We start from the raw sequence: 18172 nt of genomic DNA, 5'->3' as shown, positions 1-18172 counted from the left end.
ACCTGGGACCATCATGGCCAGCGACGATCAGGCGCACGGAATGCCGGCCGCCTCGGTGGACGAGGCGGAAGCCGGCCGGGCTGGCGCCGGCGACGATGCCCCTCGCCACAAGGAGGACCGCCACTTCGTCACCGCGCTGGCGCGCGGCCTCGATGTGCTGGCCTGCTTCCGCGGTTTCGACGCGCAACTGGGCAACGCAGAACTGGCGCAGCGCTGCGGCCTGCCCAAGTCGACCGTGTCGCGGCTGACCCATACGCTGACCGAGCTCGGCTATCTGCGCCTGGAGCCGGACGCCGGCAAATACCGCCTCGGCAGTTCGGCGCTGGCCCTGGCGCCGACCGCCCGCGAAGGCGCCGATGTGCTGGCGGTGGCGCGGCCGCACATGCAGCGCCTGGCCGATCTTTCGCAGGGCGTCGCCTCGCTGATCCTGCGCGACCGCGGCCGCATGCTGATCTTCGAGAACTGCCAGGCCGAGAGCTATCTGACCCTGCGCGTGGCCGTCGGCACGCGCATCTCGGGCCTGACCACCGCCGCGGGCCGCGCCTATCTGCAGGCGCTGCCGGCCGCCGATGCACAGCAGGCGCTGGCCGCATTCCGCGCCAACGACGCGCTGTCCGAGGCGGAGGCGCAGGCGGTGCTCGCGCGCAGCCGCGACGAGGTCCGGCGCATCGGCTGCACCAGCTCGTTCGGCGAATGGCTGCCGGACATCAATTCGATCGCGGCCGCCTTCCATCCGGGCCCCGCGCTGCCGCCGATGACGTTGAGCTGCAGCGGCCCCAACGCGGTCGTGCCGCCGCGGCATCTGCTCGACGTGGTTCGTCCAGTGCTGATCGAATGCGTCGCGCGTATCGAACGCGAACTGGGCGGCAGCGCAAGAACGGACAGCACGCCGCGGCGCTGAGCGCCGGCAGGCAAGCGGCCAGCGTCGAGCGGCCTGCCGTTTGCCACACTGACCGCACCAAATTCGCAAGCATGCCGGCAGCTCGCCGCCATGATTCCGGTGTCCCGCAAATCGATCTGCCCCGCCTGGCGGGCGTGGCCGATCGAACGCGGCAATCCACGGCCGCGCGCCGCCGCGGCCTTCACCGGACCGACCCTCGCATGCCCACCCTGCTCTGCTGTGCGCGCCGCTTCCATGCGGCGCACTATCCGACCCCACGCGATTTCTTCGACGCCGTCGCCAAGGGCACCGACGAACGCACACTGCGGCGGATCGTCGTGGAACGCGCTCCGTTCTTCGTCGGCGGCCGGGGCTACAGGCTCGTCGTGGAGAATGCCGGACGCCCAGACGAAGGCGGGCCCGCCGACATCCGGCTGGAGCGCAACTGGCGCGAATTCGGCTGGTTCCGTCGCATCGTGCTGACGCTGCTGAGCTGCGTCGTGCCGCGCGACAGGCAGCGCTGCGAGCGCCCCACTCGCGGTCAGTTTTCGGCGATGTCGTACACCATCGCGCGGCTGCGACAGGGGGCCCGCGTCGCCGTGCCCGTTGTGCCGCGTCCTCGGGACGCGCCGGCGCAGGCGGTGGAGCCGGAAACCTGCGCCGCGGAACCGCGACCGCCGATTTCTGCGGTGCTGACGCCCGAAGCCGGCCGCGCAAGGATCAGGTTGTTGCTCGAGCGCATCGACAAGGCGAACTGTTGCAAGCTGTTCGCGAACAAGGCGAAGTGGTGCAAGGTCGTTCGCTCGATCGCCGGCAACGACCCGCCGGAGTGCCACGACGTCGTCGCTGCGACGGTGCTGGCGCAGATGGCGGCCGTGGTCACCTACCTGCGTCGCCACCGCACGGGGAACGCATCGGCCTATGCCGAGGTGATGGGCATTCTGCAGGCGCTGCACGACGCGGCCGAAGCCAACGACGACAGGCTCGCCGACCTTGCCGCTCGCCTGACCGCCGTATGGAAGCAGCACTGGTGGCGCGGCGAGATTCCGCGGTATTCGGCGTTCGCCGCCTTCCGGCTGCCCGGCGCCGTGGCCCGGCGCATCGGCGCCTTCCTGCGCGCCGACTCGCTGCTCTTCGGCAATGAACTATGCACGCTGGAGCTGCGCGACCGCCAGATCAAGCGTCTGATCGCCGCCGCGTCGGCAAAGCCGGCTCCCGCCGTCCCTGCCGACGGCGCCGACAGCGCCGCCCCCGCCGTCGGTCCGGCGGCCTCCTCGGCTGCTAGGGCTTGAGCCGCATCGCCGGCGTGATCTGCCGCGGGTCGGTGCACAGTTCGAGCAGCGCCGGCCTGCCGGCGGCACAGGCGCGCGCGAACGCGTCGGCAAACCCGTCGGCGCTGTTCAGCCGTTCGGCCCAGGCCCCACAGGCCTGGGCCAGCGCGACGAAATCCGGATTGACGATGCCGGTGCCACTGACGCGGCCCGGATAGCGCCGCTCCTGATGCATGCGAATCGTGCCGTACATGCCGTTGTTCACCACCAGCACCACCACATTGGCGCCCACCGCGGCCGCGGTGGTCAGCTCCTGCGGATACATCTGGAAGCAGCCATCGCCGGCGAAGCAGACCACGGTGCGTTCGGGATGGCGCAGCTTGGCCGAGATCGCGGCCGGCAGCCCATAGCCCATCGCGCCGCAGGTCGGCGCCAACTGCGTGCGCGGCCGGCGATAGGCGAAGTAGCGATGCAGCCAGACCGCATAGTTGCCGGCACCATTGGTGACGATCGCATCGTCGGGAAGCGTGCGGTTCAGATGATCAACGACCGCGGTCATGTCGACACCGGTGGCATCGGCGTGCGGCGCGGCCGGTGCGACGAAGCCTTGATGATCGGCGCGCGCCGCGGCGGTCCATTCGCGCCAGCGGACGGTGCTCGGTGCCGGCATGCCCGCCAGCATCGCGGCCCCGGGACCGATGCCGGCGTGGATCGCCAGCTCGGGCTGGTACACCCGGCCCAGCTCCGCCGCATCGGCATGGATATGCACCAGCCGCTGGCGCGGCCGCGGCGGCTCGAGCAGCGTATAGCCGTCGGTCGCGACATCACCGAGCCGCGTGCCGAAGGCCACGATCAGATCTGCACCGCGCACGCGTTCGGCCAGCCGCGGATTGACGCCCAGGCTCAGATGGCCGACGTAGTGCGGATCGCGATTGTCGAGCACGTCCTGACGGCGGAAGGCGCAGGCCACCGGCAGATCCCAGGCATGCACGAAGCGCGCGAACGCGGCCGCATCCTCGTCGCGCCAGTTGGCGCCGCCGGCGATCACCAGCGGACGCTGCGCGGCGGCCAGCAGCCCGGCCAGCGTGGCGGCATCCGCGGCCGAAGGCGAGGCGACCACGGGCCGATACGCGCCGGTGTCGCGGCAGACGGCATCGCCATCGAGCACATCTTCGGGCAGCGCCAGCACCACCGGCCCGGGACGGCCAGAGGTCGCGACCTGGAAGGCGCGCGCGACCAGTTCGGGAATGCGCGCCGGGTCGTCGATTTCGGCGACCCATTTCGCCATGCCGCCGAACATCGCCGCGTAATCGACTTCCTGGAAGGCCTCCCTGCCGCGGTGCTCGCGGGCGATCTGCCCGACGAACAGGATCATCGGCGTCGAATCCTGCGCGGCAATATGGACGCCGACGCTGGCATGCGTGGCGCCGGGCCCGCGCGTGACAAAGCAGATGCCGGGGCGGCCGGTCAGCTTGCCGTCGGCCTCGGCCATATTGGCGGCCGCGCCTTCGTGCTTGCAGACGATCAGGTCGATCGCAGGCTGATCGTGCAGCGCGTCCAGCACGTCGAGAAAGCTCTCGCCCGGCACGCAGAACACGCGCTCGGCGCCGTGGATGCGCAGCGCATCGACCAGGATGCGGCCGCCGCTGCGTGGCGGGAGGGGCTGCGTGGCGGCGGCAGGATCGGGAGAACCAGGAGAACTGACAGACAGGGACGAACGGAGATCGGCGGTAGGCTGGGTCATCGGCGGGCTCATCGAATCGACATCGGAAACGGAGGCGGCTGCGGCTGCGGCTGCGGCACCGGCACCGGCAGCCAAGGCAGCGGCATCGGAACGGGTGCCCCTGCGTCGCCCCATTGTGCAGGCGAAAGCCAAACGGGGAACGAGACAGGACCGATTATCGCGCCAAAATTCCGGACCGCCGCGGCGCACCGCCGCCCCGGGCAATGGCCGCGGGGCCGCACGGCGCTTATCATGGCTGGCCGCCGCGGGCCAAGCCAATGCCGGCTCCAATCGGAACGGCAATGACTACGGGCAACGAACGCGGGGAACGAACCCCGGGGAACGAACCCGGGCGACAACAGAACGACGAGAGCGAGACGATGAACGACGCGAAGACCGAACTCCTGCTTCCGACCGCGGACCTGCACCGATGGGTCGCCGAGCTCTGGCTGGCCGCGGGCTCCGGCGCGCGCGAGGCAACGCTGACCGCGGACCACCTGGTCGGCGCCAACCTGAGCGGGCACGACTCGCATGGTGTCGGCATGATCCCGAAGTACGTGCTGTCCTGGCAGGCCGGCGAGCTGCAGCTGAACCGCCAGGTCAGCGTGGTGCAGCAGGCGGGCAGCCTGCTGAGCCTCGATGGCAATCGCGGCATGGGACAGGCGGTGACCGAGCAGGCCATGGCGATGGCGATCGACCGTGCGCGCGAGCATGGCGTCTGCGTGATGGGACTGCGCCATTCGCATCATCTGGGCCGCGTCGGCCACTGGGCCGAGCAGGCCTGCGCGGCCGGCATGATCTCGATCCACTTCGTCAACGTGTTGTCCAAGCCGATCGTCGCGCCGCATGGCGGCTACGAGGCGCGCTATGGCACCAACCCGTTCACCATCGGCGTGCCGGTGCCCGGCGCGCCGCCGCTGGTGCTCGACTTCGCCACCAGCGCGATCGCATTGGGCAAGGTCCGCGTCGCCCACAACAAGGGCGTGCCGGTGCCGCCCGGCTGCCTCGTCGATGCCGAGGGCCGCCCCACCACCGATGCCGGCGTGATGTATCCCGCGGACGGCGGGGCGCGCGGCGCGCTGCTCGGCTTTGGCGAGCACAAGGGCTACGTGCTGGCGATGATGTGCGAACTGCTGGGCGCCGCGGTGACCGGCGGCCATACCATCCGCCCAGAGACGCTGACGCACCGCCACGCGGTCTGGAACAATATGCTGGCGATCGTGTTCGATCCGGCCAGGCTGGCCGACAGCACCGCGTTCGGCCACGAGGTGCAGGCCTTCGTCGACTGGGTGCGCGCGTCGCGCCGCCAGCCCGGCTGCGATGCGATCCTGCTGCCGGGCGAACCCGAACGCGAGGCGCGCCGCCGCCGCGCCGAAGCCATCCCGATCGACGCCGGCACGCTGGCCGAGCTCGACGATGCGGCCGCGCGGGTCGAAACTGCGACCGGGCGGTCGCCGGGACCGCTGTCGCGGCTATGCAGGCGCTGACGCCAGCGCCATTCCACTTCCCACGCCATGTTCGCGCTGTCTTTTTTTCTCTCTATTCCACGGAGTCCCCGATGCCCCATCTCGTCATTGAAATCACCGAAAACGCGCGCCTGAACTGCTCGCCCGAGGAACTGCTGGACCAGGCCAACGCCGCGCTGCTGGCCTCCGGGCAATTCCAGGAACCCGATATCAAGTCGCGTTGCATCACGCTGGAGACCTATCGCCAGGGCACCGAACCGGTCGAGCGCGCCTTCGTCCATGGCCGGCTGTCGATCCTCGATGGCCGCGATGTCGCGACGCGGCAGGCGCTGGGCCAGGCGGTCTGCGAGGTGCTCGCCGAAGCGGTGCGCTCGGGTGCAAACAACACGCCGGTGCAGATCAGCGTCGAGGTGCGCGAGATGGAGCGGGCCAGCTATGCGAAGCAGGTGATCGGCGGCTGAAGACGTCTTCCGCCACGATGGCCGGCTGCGTCCGCTATTGCGATGTCGTCGCGGATGCGGCCGACGGCGCCGCCGCGGATGGGGTTGCCGCGGCTGTCGTTGGCGCGAGCCCCGGCACCGGCGCAGCGCTGCCGTCCAGCCCCAGCACCGACAACATCACGCCGGTCTGCCACGCGAAATACGGGTTGTAGGTCAGCCGCGCGTGCACCTTGCCGGGCTCACGATAGCCCCAGTCCGAGTACCAGACCTCGCCGCCGTCGACACAGCGCCGGTACTCGGCCGGCTCCTGCCCGTTCAGGCAAAGCCGCAGCGATCCCTGCCGGCCATAGAGCGGATTGGCATCGGAAAACAGCACGCCCATGTGCGAGAACTGGCTGATGCGCTCGGCCGGCAGGCGGTCGGGGCGAACCAGTACGCGGCCCGCGCCGGCATTGGGCACGGCATCGGCACTGGCACTGGCACTGGCACTGGCATTGACAACGGCATCGGCGCCTGCGTTGCCTTCGCCCGCCCCATACCAGATCAGCCGGCTCGCCGGATGCGTGAAGCGCGTGCCGAACACTTGCCTCACGTAGTGCGAGTCCACCACCGAATCGTGCTCGGCGACGATCAGCAGCGCCGGCTTGTCGTAAGGCCGCGCGTTCAGCGCGGCGCGCGCCGCGACATTGCTGCGGTAGTACTGCGCGAAGCCGTTGGTCGGCGTGTTCAGGTAGCGGACCGGCGTCTGCTGCGGGCGATCGTCTCCGGTCGACAGCAGCCACGGCACCACCGGCGCGAGCCACGGCGTCAGCCACTCCCACCGGCTGCCGGAGCGCAGCGCCGGCGATACCAGCAGCAGCCCGGCGACCTCGGGGTGCGCCTGCGCATAGTCCAGCACCAGATTGGCGCCGGTGGAAAAGCCGCCAAGATACAGCGGCCCCTCGCCGACGGTGTCCCGCAGCGCCGCGGCCTGCTCGCGCAGCACGCGCTGCCAGTCTTCCAGCGTGACGCCCATCAGGTCCGCCGGCGCGGTGCCATGGCCGGGCAGCAGTACCGTACGCACCAGCAGCCCGCGCTCGGCCAGCCGCGGTGCGATATCGACGAAGGACCACGGCGAATCGCCGAGCCCGTGCACCAGCAGCGCGCCACCCCGCGGGGTGCCGGCCGGGCGCCATTCGCGCGGCAGATTCCATTCGGTCTCGGCGCGCATGTCGGCCGACACATAACGGCGTCGGCCTTCCAGCGCGGCCAGCGCTTCCGCGCGATGGGCCGCGAAGGTCGGTGCGATCGAAGGCCGCGGCGCCACCGCGTCGTGCCGCGCGGTGACGCCGCAGGCCGAAGCGAGCACGATCAGCCCGGCGGCGACCGGGATCATCGCGGCGGTCCCGAGGCGGCGGACACGGTTTGCCATGCGCACGCTGCGCGGCGTGCGCCCGCTTTCCCCGCCGATCATGCCGTGGCCGCCTGTGTCAGCGCAGGCAGGCTGTCGGAAGTCGGCGCCTGCGGCGGCAGCGCCGGCAGCGTCAGGCCGATGCAGACCACGCCGCGCGACTGGCGCGCGAACACGGCGCCGCCATGCATCGTCGCGATCGCCTTGACGATGGCGAGGCCAAGTCCGTGGTTCTGGCGGCTGTCGGCGCGCGCGCTGTCGACGCGGTAGAAGCGGTCGAACAGGCGGTCCATCTGCGCGGTCGACAGCGGGTCGGCCTCGTTGCGCACCGCGATCGTCACCGCGCCGGCATCGTCGCCGATCTCGACCGCGACCGGCCGGCCGCGCAGGCCATGCTGCAGCGCATTGCCGAGCAGATTGGTGATCGCCCGCTGCAGCAGCGAGGCATTGACGCGGGCACGGGCGTCGCCGACGATCTCCAGCGTCGCGCCGGCGTCCTCGAACAGCATGTCGAGAAAGTCCGCGCTGCGCCGCACCTCATGCGCGACCGACACCTCGACCAGGTCGCGCGCGAGCGCGCCGCGGTCCGACTGCGCCAGAAACAGCATGTCGACGACGATGCGGCCGAGCCGCTCCAGGTCCTCCAGGTTCGACTGCAGGATGTCCTCGAGCTCGCGCACGCTGCGCGGGCGCGACAGCGCCACCTGGGTCTGGCCGATCACGTTGCCGAGCGGCGTGCGCAGTTCGTGCGCGACATCGGCATTGAACGCCGACAGCTGCACGTAGGCGCGTTCGAGCTTGTCGAGCGCGCCATTGAAGGCCAGCACCAGTCCCGAGAGTTCGGCCGGCAGGTCGGTATCGGGCAGCCGCTCGAGCTTGCGCGGATTGAGCTCGCCGGCATGGCGCGACAGCGCCTCGATCGGCGCCAGCCCGACCTTGGCGATGCGCCAGCCGAGCACCGCCACCGCGAGCACGCCGAGCGCCGAGCAGACGATCAGCGCGATGCCCAGCACGCGGCTGGTCTGGTAGAACGGCGCCTGGTCGACCGCCACCACCAGCGCCAGCGCCGGGCGCTCGTCCAGCGCGGGAATGATCCGCTTGAGCATCAGGAAGCTGCGGTCGTCGAACTGCACCGTCCAGACGTCCGGCGCACGCTGCTCGGTCACCGCGTTGCGCGGGAACGGCTTGCCGAAGCGGAAGCGCGGGTCCGGCGTGTCGACGAAGTAGCGCAGGCTGTCGTCCTCCGGCGTCATGCCGGTCAGCACCGCGCCGAAGCGCTCCCATTGCGGCTGCGTGCCGTAGTGCGCCGCCTTCGGGCCGATCAGCTGGAAGCGCGCCTCGAGCTCCTCGAGCTGGCGCTTCTCGAGCTCGACGCACTGGACGTAATACATCACGAAGCCGGTGACCGAGAACACCAGCGCCGCCGCGAGGGCGAACATCGCGGCCAGCCGCGTGGCGATCGAACGGCGGCGGCTCACGCGACCTCCTCGGCGCGGCATTCGAGCACATAGCCCATGCCGCGGATGGTATGCAGCAGCTTGGGCTCGCCCGGCCAGTCGAGCTTGGCGCGCAGCCGCTTGATCGCGACCTCGACCACATTGGTATTGCAGTCGAAGCTGATGTCCCAGACCAGTTCGGTGATCGCGGTCTTCGACACGATCTGCGACTGGCGCCGCGCCAGCACCGACAGCAGCGTGAATTCGCGCGCGCTCAGGTCTAGCCGCCGGGTGCCGCGCATCGCGCGCCGCGACAGCAGGTCGATGCGCAGGTCGCCGACTGTCAGCTGCGACGGCTCGCTCTGTCGGCCGCGGCGGGTCAGCACGTTCAGGCGGGCCAGCAGCTCGAGGAAGGAGAATGGCTTGGCCAGGTAGTCGTCGGCGCCGGCATCGAAGGCATTGAGCCGGTCGTCCAGGTCGTCGCGCGCGGTCAGCATGATGACCGGCGTCTGCTGCTCGCGCCGCAGCGACTTGAGCATCGATACGCCGTCGAGGTCGGGCAGCATCACGTCGAGCACGATCGCATCGTAGGGTTCGGTACAGGCCATATGCAGGCCGTCGACGCCGTTGGTCGCGGTGTCGACCACATAGCCGTTTTCCGACAGTCCACGGCGCAGATAGTCGACGGTCTTGATCTCGTCCTCTACCAACAACAGTTTCATGGGTCCGGCCCTCCCGTATCCGGAAAACTCGCGGAAAACTCGCGGAAAACTCGCGGAAAACTCGCGGAAAACTCGCGGAAAACTCGCGGAACAATTCGGCGGCAAGTTCGCGGCAAAGTCGTTGTCCGCAATGTCCGCGCCAACGGCGCGGCGCTGCCATTTCCGGACTATAGGTGAAAGCCGCCGGCCGAACCTGTCAGCGTTGTCAGCTTGCGGCCGGCGCGGCCGGCGCTGTCCGCCTCGACCTTTCCGCCCCGACCTTTCCGCCCCCAACCTTCCCGCTGTCACCTGCCCTGCACCGCGCCGCCCGCATCCTGACGCAATTGTCAGGCTGGCGTCACCGACGCGTCCGGCCCGGTTCGTAGACTGCTAACCGTGCTTGGCCAAGCCGTCTCCCCTCGTCAAGGTTCCAAGAACCGCCCCGGATCCCAATCTGAAGGAGTGTTGCCATGACTCGACCGACACCAATCGCCGTTCCTCACCGATCTTCCGGCGCCCCGCCCCGTCCGCGTCCGCCCCTGGCGGCGCAGCGGCTGCGTGCATTGCGCCAGCGCTGGCAGGCGCGCCGCCGCGCGATGCTGGCCGCGCTGCTGCCCACCGTCGCGATGATGGTCGGCGCGACCGTCTCGCTGTCGGCCAAGGCCGCCCCGCGCAGCGCCGATCCGTACACGGACGGGGCGCGCAGCGCGACGCAGAAGTTCGATGTGTTCACCGAAGGTGCCAACCGGCTGGGCCCGCGCGACAGCTTCACGCAGGGCGGCCATGCCCCCGACCATCGCGATCGCTTCACCGACGGCGCGCATACGCAGGAAACGCCGGGCGACCATAGCGCCTGAGGCCGACAGTACGCGGCCCCCGCCCTGCTTGCCGCGAACGGTGGGTGGGGCAAATGCCTGGCAGTTAATTGCAAACAACAAAGGCGTCGTGCCGCAACGCGCCAATGAAAAAGGGAGCCGCAAGTGGCTCCCTTTTTCACTGCCTGCCGCGTCAGGCGTTTGCCCGTCGCGGCCACGTCGATGACGGATTACAGCGCAGCGTCCTTCAGCTTCTTCAGCGGACGGACCTTGACCTTGACGCTGGCCGGCTTGGCCGGGAACCAGCGCTCTTCGCCAGTGAACGGGTCCTTGCCGAAGCGCTTCTTCTTCGCCGGCACCTGTTGCGCGGTGATCTTCAGCAGGCCGGGCAGCGTGAATTCGCCGGCGCCCTTCTTGTGCAGCGCGCTGACGATGGTGTTTTCCAGATGGGCGAGCACCGTCTTCACGGCCTTCGGCTCGACTTGCGTCTGCGCGACCAGGTGAGCGACCAGGCTGGATTTATTGAAGGTGTCCTTCAGCGGACGCGGGGTTGCGGTTGCGGGCGCAGCGGCCTTCTTCGCGGCAGCCTTCACGGGCGCCTTGGTTGCCGGTGCCTTCTTGGTCGCGGCGGTCTTGGTTGCAGCTTTCGCGGTCGATTTCGCTTTGGTCGCCATATTGGTCAGATAGAGTTGAACGGTTGGCGCCGCAAACCCCGCGAAAACAGCGTACGGCTGCGGCGGCCACCGAATCATAGCGGAAAGTGACGCATTTCCAAGGGGGTTTGGCCCGTTACCCCCCTGAAACCCCGTAAAAACCCGGTGAAAAGTCCCGCTATCTGTCGCGCCGATGCATCGACGCATGGGCGTGGCATCGCGCGGCATCGCTTCGGCCAGGCCGATGCGATGGCGATTCAATGCGCGTGCGCATCCATCCGTTCGCGCGTATCGCGTGCCAGTCCCAGCGCGAACGCCGTCTCGGCGACCAGGAACAGCGGCCCGATCAGCAGCCCGACCAGGTCGTCGACGAAGGCCGGCTTGCGCCCTTCGTAGTAGTGGCCGACGAACTGGATGACCCAGCCAAGCACGAACAGCCCGATGCCGATCGCCAGCCAGGCGCCCGTCGACAACTCGCCGATCCGATGGCCGACGTAGACGAACAGCGCAAGGATCACCGTCATCGCGATGCCAAAGCCGGCCGACAGCCGCAGATAGAACAGGCACGACAGCAGGTAGACCACGATGGCCGGGGTCAGCACCGCGGCGCCGTCGCCGAGCGGGACCTGCGGCCGCGCCAGCAGCGTCGTGACCGCGAGCACGATCATCGGGATGCCGACGAAGTGGGTCGCCACGTTGCGGCGGTCGCGGTGATAGGCAGCGTATCGGGATAGATGGTCGACCAGCGTTTTCATGGCGTCTCCTGCTGTCTGCGGACATTGCGAACGGCATGCCGTGGCGCGTTGCGAGCGGTTCCGGCCCGGCACGATCGATTTATAGTAATGGGCACGCCAGGCGCGGTCTGTCCGAATTTTGACAGTCCGGCTTTCGTCCCTGGCCCCACCGACGCACCACGGCCTCGGCTCGAACGTTGCGCTGCGTCGCGAAGACGATGGAGACCACCATGGGCATCCCGCCCCTCGCCTGCCCCACGCGCGACACCGCCGACGCCGCCGATGCGCTCGCCCCGCTGCGCACCGGAAGCTGGTTCCGCGGCCTGCCCGCGGACATGCGCGCGGCGCTGCTCGACGGCGGCACGGTACGCCGGCTCGAACCGGGCGAGGTGCTGTTCCAGCGCGGCGATCCCTTCGACGGCCTGTACGCGGTGATCGCCGGCGCGGTGCTGGTGCATGCGCACGATGCCGGCGGCAAGGCCGCGCTGCTCGGCCTGCTCGAGGCCGGGGCATGGTTCGGCGAGATCTGCCTGTTTGACGGACTGCTGCGCACGCATGACGCCCGCGCGGCCACGCGTGCCGCGGTCTGGCACGTGCCGCGCCGCCGGCTCGACACGATGCTCGCCGCGCAGCCGGCGTGGTGGCGCGAATTCGGCAAGCTGCTGGCCGGCAAGACGCGCGAGGCATTCCGCTATGTCGAGGAGGCCCAGTTGCTGCCGCCGCTGGCACGCACGGCGCGCCGGCTCGCGGCCATCGCGCGATCCTATGGCGACACGCCCGCCGCCGCGGCAGACCCGGCGCGCCCCCCCCATCGCTCGATCCATCTGCCGCAGGAACAGCTGGCGCAGATGCTTGGCCTGTCCCGGCAGACCGTCAACCATGCGCTGCGCGAACTGGAGGCGCGCGGCCTGCTGCGGCTGCGCTATGCCGATATCGAACTGCTCGACCTGTCGACCCTGGAGACCTTGACGTGACCACACCGGTAAACCCATCCGCCCAGCCGGCCCTGGACGGCGCCCGGCTCGACGCCTATCTGGATCGCATCGGCCTGCAGCAACGTCCGGCACCCAGCCTCGAGGCGCTCGACGCGATCGTCGCCGCCCATCTGCGGCGCATCCCGTTCGAGAACATCGACGTGCTGCTCGGCCGGCCGATCGATATCGCGCTCGACGCGGTGTTCGACAAGCTGGTGATGCGCGAACGCGGCGGCTACTGCTTCGAGCACAACACGCTGCTGGCCGCCGCGCTGACCGCGCTCGGCTTCGAGGCGATGCCGCTGGCCGCGCGCGTGCGCTACGGCATCGACGAAGGCGTGCCGACGCCGCAGTCGCATCTGCTGCTGCGGGTGCGCGTCGCCCATCGCGACTACATCGCCGACGTCGGCTTCGGCGGCCCGAATCCGCCGTGCGCGCTGCCACTGTCCGAGCCGGCGCCGGAAACGCTGCCGTTCCGGCTGGTCGGTGCGCCGTTGAGTGCGGCGTCGACTGGCACCTTCCACCTGCTCGATCTCGAGCTGAAGACCGAACACGGCTGGACCAAGCTCTATCGCTTCGACCTGTCGCCGCAGGCCTGGATCGACTACGCGGCGCGCAACTGGTATGTCTGCACCCACCCGGACAGCGTCTTCCTGCACCGGCTGATGGCCGCGCGCACCGACGGTGCAGTCCGCCTGACGATAACCAACGGCGAGCTGACCGAACGCGATGCCGATGGCGCGAGCCGCCACGTGCGGCTCGAAACGCCGGAGCAGATCGTCGCCACGCTGCGCGAACGGATCGGCGTGCGGCTGGACGACGAGACGGCGGCGAGCCTGCGCGAGTGGCTGGCGCGGCAAGGGTAAGGCGTGCCGGCGCACACCATGCACGCCGTGAATCCCCCGCAGAAAGAATGCTGATAAGGGCCGCGGAACGTGTGCCGGCCTGTGGACGCGGCCAGACCCACCGACCATAATGTGCCGATCGCCGTCGCCCTGGCATCGCGGGCGCGGCGCCACGCCAACATCAGAATCCACCGGAAAACGGGATCGGTAGAGGAGACACCCATGTCATTGTTCGATCTGAGCGGCAAGGTCGCCATCGTCACCGGCTCTTCGCGCGGCATCGGCCGCGCAATCGCCGAGCAGATGGCGGTCCAGGGCGCCAAGGTGGTTATTTCGTCGCGCAAGGCCGAGGCCTGCCAGGAAGTGGTCGACGCCATCAACGCGAAGCACGGCGACGGCATCGCGATCGCCGTGCCGGCCAATATCTCTTCCAAGAGCGATCTGCAGCATCTGGTCGACGAGACCAACCGCGTGTTCGGCAAGATCGACGTGCTGGTCTGCAATGCCGCGTCCAACCCCTACTACGGTCCGATGGGCGGGGTCACCGACGAGCAGTTCCGCAAGGTGCTCGACAACAACGTGATCTCGAACCACTGGCTGATCCAGATGGTCGCGCCGCAGATGATCGAGCGCAAGGACGGCTCGATCATCATCGTGTCGTCGATCGGCGGCCTGCGCGGCTCGCCGACCATCGGCGTCTACAACATCTCGAAGGCGGCGGACTTCCAGCTCGCGCGCAACCTCGCGGTCGAGTTCGGCCCGCACAATGTGCGCGTCAACTGCATCGCCCCGGGCCTGATCAAGACCGACTTCGCCCGCGCGCTGTGGGAAGACCCGGTGCGCTACAAGCAGTCGACCGAGAACGCGCCGCTGCGCCGCATCGGCGAACCGGTCGAGATCGCCGGCGCGGCGGTCTACCTGGCGTCGAGCGCCAGCTCCTTCATGACCGGCCAGGCGCTGGTGGTCGACGGCGGCGTGACGATCTGAGCGGCATCACGCTCGCCGTCCGATGGCAACGCCGACCCGCAGTCCACAGGGCAGCGCCGACGATAGTTCGCCGGCCTGGCCGGCGATCTCACTGGCCGAAGCCCATGCCCGCCTGACCGCTCCGGGCGCACCGTTCGAAACCGAGGTGCGCGAAATCCGCGGCATTCCGACCACGGTGTGGAAGCACGCACCGCCTACGCTGCGCGAGCTGTTCCTGCAGGCCCGCGCGCGGGGCGAGCGCACCTTCGTCGTCTACGAGGACCAGCGCGTCTCCTATGCCGGCTTTGCCCGCGCGGCGCTGGCGATCGCGCATGCGCTGATCGAGGACGGCGTGCGTCCCGGCGATCGCGTCGCGGTGGCGATGCGCAATCTCCCCGAATGGCCCGCCGCGTTCTACGGCGCGCTGCTGACCGGCGCCATCGCGACGCCGCTGAACGCGTGGTGGACCGGCCCCGAGCTGCAATACGGCCTGACCGATTCCGGCTGCAAGGTCGCGATCATCGACGACGAGCGGCTCGAGCGGCTGCGTCCGCATCTGGCCGACTGCCCCGCGCTGCTGCGCATCCATGTCTGCCGCGGCGGCGGGGATGGCGCGGATTGCGGCCATGACACCATGGCGCGGGATGCCGACCCGCGTGTGGTACCGCTGGAGCGGACCACCGGCGACGTGATGGCCTGGGACCGGCTGCCGGAGCTGCCGCTGCCCGACGTCGCGATCGATCCCGACGACGATGCCACGCTGTTCTATACGTCCGGCACCACCGGCAAGCCCAAGGGCGCCATCGGCACGCACCGCAATGCGACGACGGTGGCCTTCTGCGGCGGCTTCGGCCCGGCGCGCAATTTCCTGCGCCGCGGCCAGCCGATCCCCGAACCCGACCCGCTGGCACCGCAGAAGTCCACGCTGCTGTCGGTGCCCTTTTTCCATGTGACCGGCTGCATGTCGGTGCTGAACGGCGCGCTGCACGCCGGCAGCAAGATCGTGCTGATGCGCCGCTGGGACGCGCTGCGCGCGATGGCGCTGATCGAGCGCGAGCGCTGCACGGTGGCCGGCGGCGTGCCGACCATCGCCTGGCAGCTGGTCGAGCATCCCGAGCGCGAGCGCTTCGACCTGTCCTCGCTGGAGAGCGTCAACTACGGCGGCGCGCCGGCCTCTCCCGAGCTGGTTCGCCGCATCGTCGAGGTGTTTCCGAAGTCGATGCCCGGCATCGGCTGGGGCATGACCGAGACCTCGGCGACCTTCACCAGCCACAACGCCGAGGAATACCTGCATCGGCCCGACAGCAGCGGCCCCGCGCTGCCGATCGGCGAGATGAAGATCGTCGACGGCCGCGGCCGCGCGCTGCCGCCCGGCGAGGTCGGCGAGCTGATGGTGCGCGGCGCCAATGTCGTGCGCGGCTACTGGAACAAGCCCGAGGCCACCGCCAGCACCTTCGTCGACGGCTGGCTGCGCACCGGCGATATCGCGCGGCTGGACGAGGAAGGCTTCCTCTATATCGTCGATCGCGCCAAGGACATGCTGATCCGCGGCGGCGAGAACATCTACTGCATCGAGGTCGAGAGCGCGCTGTACGCGCATCCGGCCGTGATGGACGCGGCGCTGGTCGGCATTCCGCATCGCACGCTGGGCGAGGAGCCGGGCGCGGTGGTCGGCGTCAAGCCGGGCGCCAGCGTCACGGAGGCCGAGCTGCAGGCCTTCGTCGCGCAGCGGCTGGCGGCGTTCAAGGTGCCAGTGCGCGTGATCGTGCGTAGCGAGACGCTGCCGCGCAATGCCAACGGCAAGATCCTGAAGTCCGAACTGCGCAAGCTGTTCGACGACGGCGCCAACGCCTGACCGCGCGCAACGCCCGATCTCACGACAACCGGGAGCAATCCATCTTGGCCTCAGCCCCTTCGTCCCCCCGCGCCGCCTGGCGCGGCGCCCTGTCCGTACTTGCCGTCGCCGCCGCCCTGGCGGGCGCCGCCGGTTGCGCCAGCCATGCCCCCACCAGCCGGGCCGGCGACGTGCCGGAACTGCGGCCGGGCGTCCTGGCCGGCTATCTGCCCGCGGACCAGCGTCCCGACAGCCTGCGCCTGGTGCCGCCACCGCCGGCGGCTGGCTCGGCGGCGCTTGCCGCCGACGAGGAAGCGGCGCGCGCGAACCTGGCCAAGGCGGGCAGCCCACGCTGGCAGGTCGCCGTCGAAGATGCCAATCTGAAATTCCCGCAGGCCGCCGAGACGTTCTCCTGCACGCTGGGCGTGCCGATCAACGAACGCGATACGCCGCAGCTCTATCTGCTGCTGCGGCGCAGCCTGGTCGACGCCGGCCTGTCGACCTATCGCGCCAAGGACCACTACCGGCGCCAGCGTCCGTTCCTCGTCAACCATCTGCCGACCTGTACGCCCGACGATGTCGCCAAGCTGTCCAAGGATGGCTCCTACCCGTCCGGCCACAACGCGGTGGGCTGGGCCTGGGCGCTGATCCTGACCGAGGTCGACCCCGAGCGCGCCGACGCGATCCTCGCGCGCGGGCTCGCCTACGGCCAGAGCCGCCTGGCCTGCAACGTGCACTGGCAGAGCGATGCGAACCAGGGCCGCATCATGGGCGCCGCGACGGTGGCACGGCTGCATGCCGATCCAACCTTCCGTGCGGATCTTGCCGCGGCGCGCGCCGAGGTGGCGGCTGCCCGGGCCAAGGGCCTGAAGCCCACGCGCGACTGCGCGGCGGAGCGCGCGGCGCTGGGGCAGTAAGGCCCAGCGCGCCTTCAGCGCAGCGGGATCGGCGTGGCGGCCTCCACCGGCACGGCGGTCACGCTGTTCTTCGGGCTGCCCGACACGATGCGGTCCGAATAGGTCAGATAGACCAGCGTGTTGCGCTTGCGGTCGACCACGCGCACCACATGCAGCGTCTTGAACAGGATCGACATGCGTTCGGAGAACACATTGTCCTGCTGGCGCAGCGGCCCCTTGAAGCCGATCTTGCCGACCTGGCGGCAGGCGATCGACGCCTCCGCAGGATCCTCGGCCATGCCGAGCGAGCCCTTGATGCCACCGGTGCGGGCGCGCGAAACGTAGCAGGTGATGCCGTCGACTTCGGGATCGTCGTAGGCCTCGATCACGACGCGGTCCGAGCCGGTGACGCGGAAATGCGTGTTGACGCTGCCGATCTCTTCGGCGTGCGCCGGCGCGATCGATGCGAATGCCAGCGCGGAAACCAGTGCGGAAACCAGTGCGGAAACCAGCGGGGAAGCCGGCGCAGCGGACAGCGGGCGACGGGATGCGCGCGCCATGGTCAGCTCACCGCGCCCTGGATCTGGTCGTGCCGGCGCTCCATCTCCTGGCGCAGCTGGCGGCGCAGTTGCGCGGCCGCGAAGCGCTGGCGCTCGACCTCGTCGCGCGGCACCAGCGTCGGCACCTCGGCCGGCTTGCCGTCGTCGTCGACCGCGACCATCGTGAAATAGCAGCTGTTGGTATGGCGCACCAGCTTGCTGCGGATGTTCTCGGTGATGACCTTGATGCCGATCTCCATCGAGCTGCGGCCGGTGTAGTTGACCGCGGCGAGGAAGGTCACCAGTTCGCCGACATGGATCGGCTGGCGGAACACCACCTGGTCGACCGACAGCGTGACGACATAGCGCCCGGCGTAGCGGCTGGCGCAGGCATAGGCGACCATGTCCAGATATTTGAGGATGGTGCCGCCGTGGACGTTGCCGGAGAAATTGGCCATGTCCGGCGTCATCAGCACGGTCATCGACAGTTGATGCGAGAGGTCGTTCATCGGGAGCGGCGCGAGCAATCGGCGCGGTGTAGTTGAGAATGCGGTAGCGGAATGCGGGGTGGCGCAATGCGTGCGGATTCCGCTTGCAGGATGCGAGTGT

Annotated in this window: 18 protein-coding genes; 10 read left to right on the top strand and 8 right to left on the bottom strand. The window is 69.5% G+C overall.

Going from position 1 to position 18172, the window contains the following annotated elements; translation table 11 throughout:
• Nucleotides 1-13: 13 nt before the first annotated feature.
• Nucleotides 14-901: an IclR family transcriptional regulator gene (locus M1D55_RS03460; protein ID WP_456281118.1), complete on the top strand. Its 888-nt coding sequence runs from the start codon at nt 14-16 to the stop codon at nt 899-901.
• A 200-nt stretch (nt 902-1101) separates the two neighbouring features.
• A complete protein-coding gene (locus tag M1D55_RS03455) occupies nt 1102-2172 on the top strand; it encodes a hypothetical protein (protein ID WP_456281117.1) in 1071 nt (356 codons plus the stop codon).
• On the opposite strand, the gene M1D55_RS03450 is transcribed toward M1D55_RS03455, so the two are convergent.
• Nucleotides 2162-3895: a thiamine pyrophosphate-binding protein gene (locus M1D55_RS03450; RefSeq protein WP_456281116.1), complete on the bottom strand. Its 1734-nt coding sequence runs from the start codon at nt 3893-3895 to the stop codon at nt 2162-2164. The genes M1D55_RS03455 and M1D55_RS03450 overlap by 11 nt on opposite strands.
• 359 nt (nt 3896-4254) lie before the next feature.
• On the opposite strand from M1D55_RS03450, the gene M1D55_RS03445 reads away from it, so the two are divergent.
• A complete protein-coding gene (locus M1D55_RS03445) occupies nt 4255-5361 on the top strand; it encodes a malate/lactate/ureidoglycolate dehydrogenase (protein WP_456281115.1) in 1107 nt (368 codons plus the stop codon).
• A 71-nt stretch (nt 5362-5432) separates the two neighbouring features.
• Nucleotides 5433-5801 carry a 5-carboxymethyl-2-hydroxymuconate Delta-isomerase gene (locus M1D55_RS03440; protein WP_006580094.1) on the top strand — a complete coding sequence of 123 codons (369 nt, stop codon included), beginning with the start codon at nt 5433-5435 and terminating at the stop codon, nt 5799-5801.
• A 34-nt stretch (nt 5802-5835) separates the two neighbouring features.
• On the opposite strand, the gene M1D55_RS03435 is transcribed toward M1D55_RS03440, so the two are convergent.
• Genes M1D55_RS03435 through M1D55_RS03425 form a run of 3 tightly spaced genes read right to left on the bottom strand, consistent with a single transcriptional unit; the run spans nt 5836 to nt 9328 of the window.
• Nucleotides 5836-7191, bottom strand: coding sequence for an alpha/beta hydrolase (locus M1D55_RS03435; RefSeq protein WP_456281114.1), 1356 nt, complete (start codon nt 7189-7191; stop codon nt 5836-5838).
• Between the two features lie 38 nt (nt 7192-7229).
• Nucleotides 7230-8648 carry a heavy metal sensor histidine kinase gene (locus M1D55_RS03430; protein ID WP_456281113.1) on the bottom strand — a complete coding sequence of 473 codons (1419 nt, stop codon included), beginning with the start codon at nt 8646-8648 and terminating at the stop codon, nt 7230-7232.
• Entirely contained in the window at nt 8645-9328 is a 684-nt protein-coding gene (locus M1D55_RS03425; RefSeq protein ID WP_006580091.1) for a heavy metal response regulator transcription factor, read from the bottom strand. The genes M1D55_RS03430 and M1D55_RS03425 overlap by 4 nt, the downstream gene beginning before the upstream one ends.
• Nucleotides 9329-9777: 449 nt before the next feature.
• Here M1D55_RS03425 and M1D55_RS03420 point away from each other — a divergent pair, with 449 nt between their 5' ends.
• Nucleotides 9778-10164: a hypothetical protein gene (locus M1D55_RS03420; RefSeq protein WP_231906401.1), complete on the top strand. Its 387-nt coding sequence runs from the start codon at nt 9778-9780 to the stop codon at nt 10162-10164.
• Nucleotides 10165-10352: 188 nt separating this feature from the next.
• On the opposite strand, the gene M1D55_RS03415 is transcribed toward M1D55_RS03420, so the two are convergent.
• Both M1D55_RS03415 and M1D55_RS03410 read right to left on the bottom strand, forming a co-directional pair.
• Complete coding sequence (locus M1D55_RS03415) at nt 10353-10796, bottom strand: HU family DNA-binding protein (RefSeq protein ID WP_023264950.1); 444 nt, start codon at nt 10794-10796, stop codon at nt 10353-10355.
• Nucleotides 10797-11032: 236 nt separating this feature from the next.
• On the bottom strand, nt 11033-11530 hold the full coding sequence (locus M1D55_RS03410) for an Mpo1 family 2-hydroxy fatty acid dioxygenase (RefSeq protein WP_456281112.1): 498 nt from the start codon (nt 11528-11530) through the stop codon (nt 11033-11035).
• 209 nt (nt 11531-11739) lie between these two features.
• On the opposite strand from M1D55_RS03410, the gene M1D55_RS03405 reads away from it, so the two are divergent.
• The 5 genes from M1D55_RS03405 (at nt 11740) to M1D55_RS03385 (ending at nt 17045) form a co-directional block, all read left to right on the top strand.
• Nucleotides 11740-12483: a Crp/Fnr family transcriptional regulator gene (locus M1D55_RS03405; protein ID WP_456281111.1), complete on the top strand. Its 744-nt coding sequence runs from the start codon at nt 11740-11742 to the stop codon at nt 12481-12483.
• A complete protein-coding gene (locus M1D55_RS03400) occupies nt 12480-13349 on the top strand; it encodes an arylamine N-acetyltransferase family protein (RefSeq protein ID WP_456281110.1) in 870 nt (289 codons plus the stop codon). Before M1D55_RS03405 ends, M1D55_RS03400 begins: the two co-directional genes overlap by 4 nt.
• 201 nt (nt 13350-13550) lie before the next feature.
• Complete coding sequence (locus M1D55_RS03395) at nt 13551-14315, top strand: SDR family NAD(P)-dependent oxidoreductase (protein WP_456281109.1); 765 nt, start codon at nt 13551-13553, stop codon at nt 14313-14315.
• 22 nt (nt 14316-14337) lie between these two features.
• Complete coding sequence (locus M1D55_RS03390; protein ID WP_456281108.1) at nt 14338-16149, top strand: class I adenylate-forming enzyme family protein; 1812 nt, start codon at nt 14338-14340, stop codon at nt 16147-16149.
• 44 nt (nt 16150-16193) lie between these two features.
• A complete protein-coding gene (locus M1D55_RS03385; protein ID WP_456281107.1) occupies nt 16194-17045 on the top strand; it encodes an acid phosphatase in 852 nt (283 codons plus the stop codon).
• A gap of 14 nt (nt 17046-17059) precedes the next feature.
• On the opposite strand, the gene M1D55_RS03380 is transcribed toward M1D55_RS03385, so the two are convergent.
• Both M1D55_RS03380 and M1D55_RS03375 read right to left on the bottom strand, forming a co-directional pair.
• Nucleotides 17060-17584, bottom strand: coding sequence for a CreA family protein (locus M1D55_RS03380; protein WP_456281106.1), 525 nt, complete (start codon nt 17582-17584; stop codon nt 17060-17062).
• A gap of 2 nt (nt 17585-17586) precedes the next feature.
• The gene (locus M1D55_RS03375; protein WP_006577832.1) at nt 17587-18072 is read right to left on the bottom strand and encodes an acyl-CoA thioesterase; all 486 of its coding nucleotides are present in this window, start codon (nt 18070-18072) and stop codon (nt 17587-17589) included.
• Between the last annotated feature and the right edge of the window lie 100 nt (nt 18073-18172).

This window comes from Cupriavidus sp. JZ107 (genome assembly GCF_053903255.1).
This window is presented reverse-complemented; position numbering and strand designations above follow the sequence as displayed.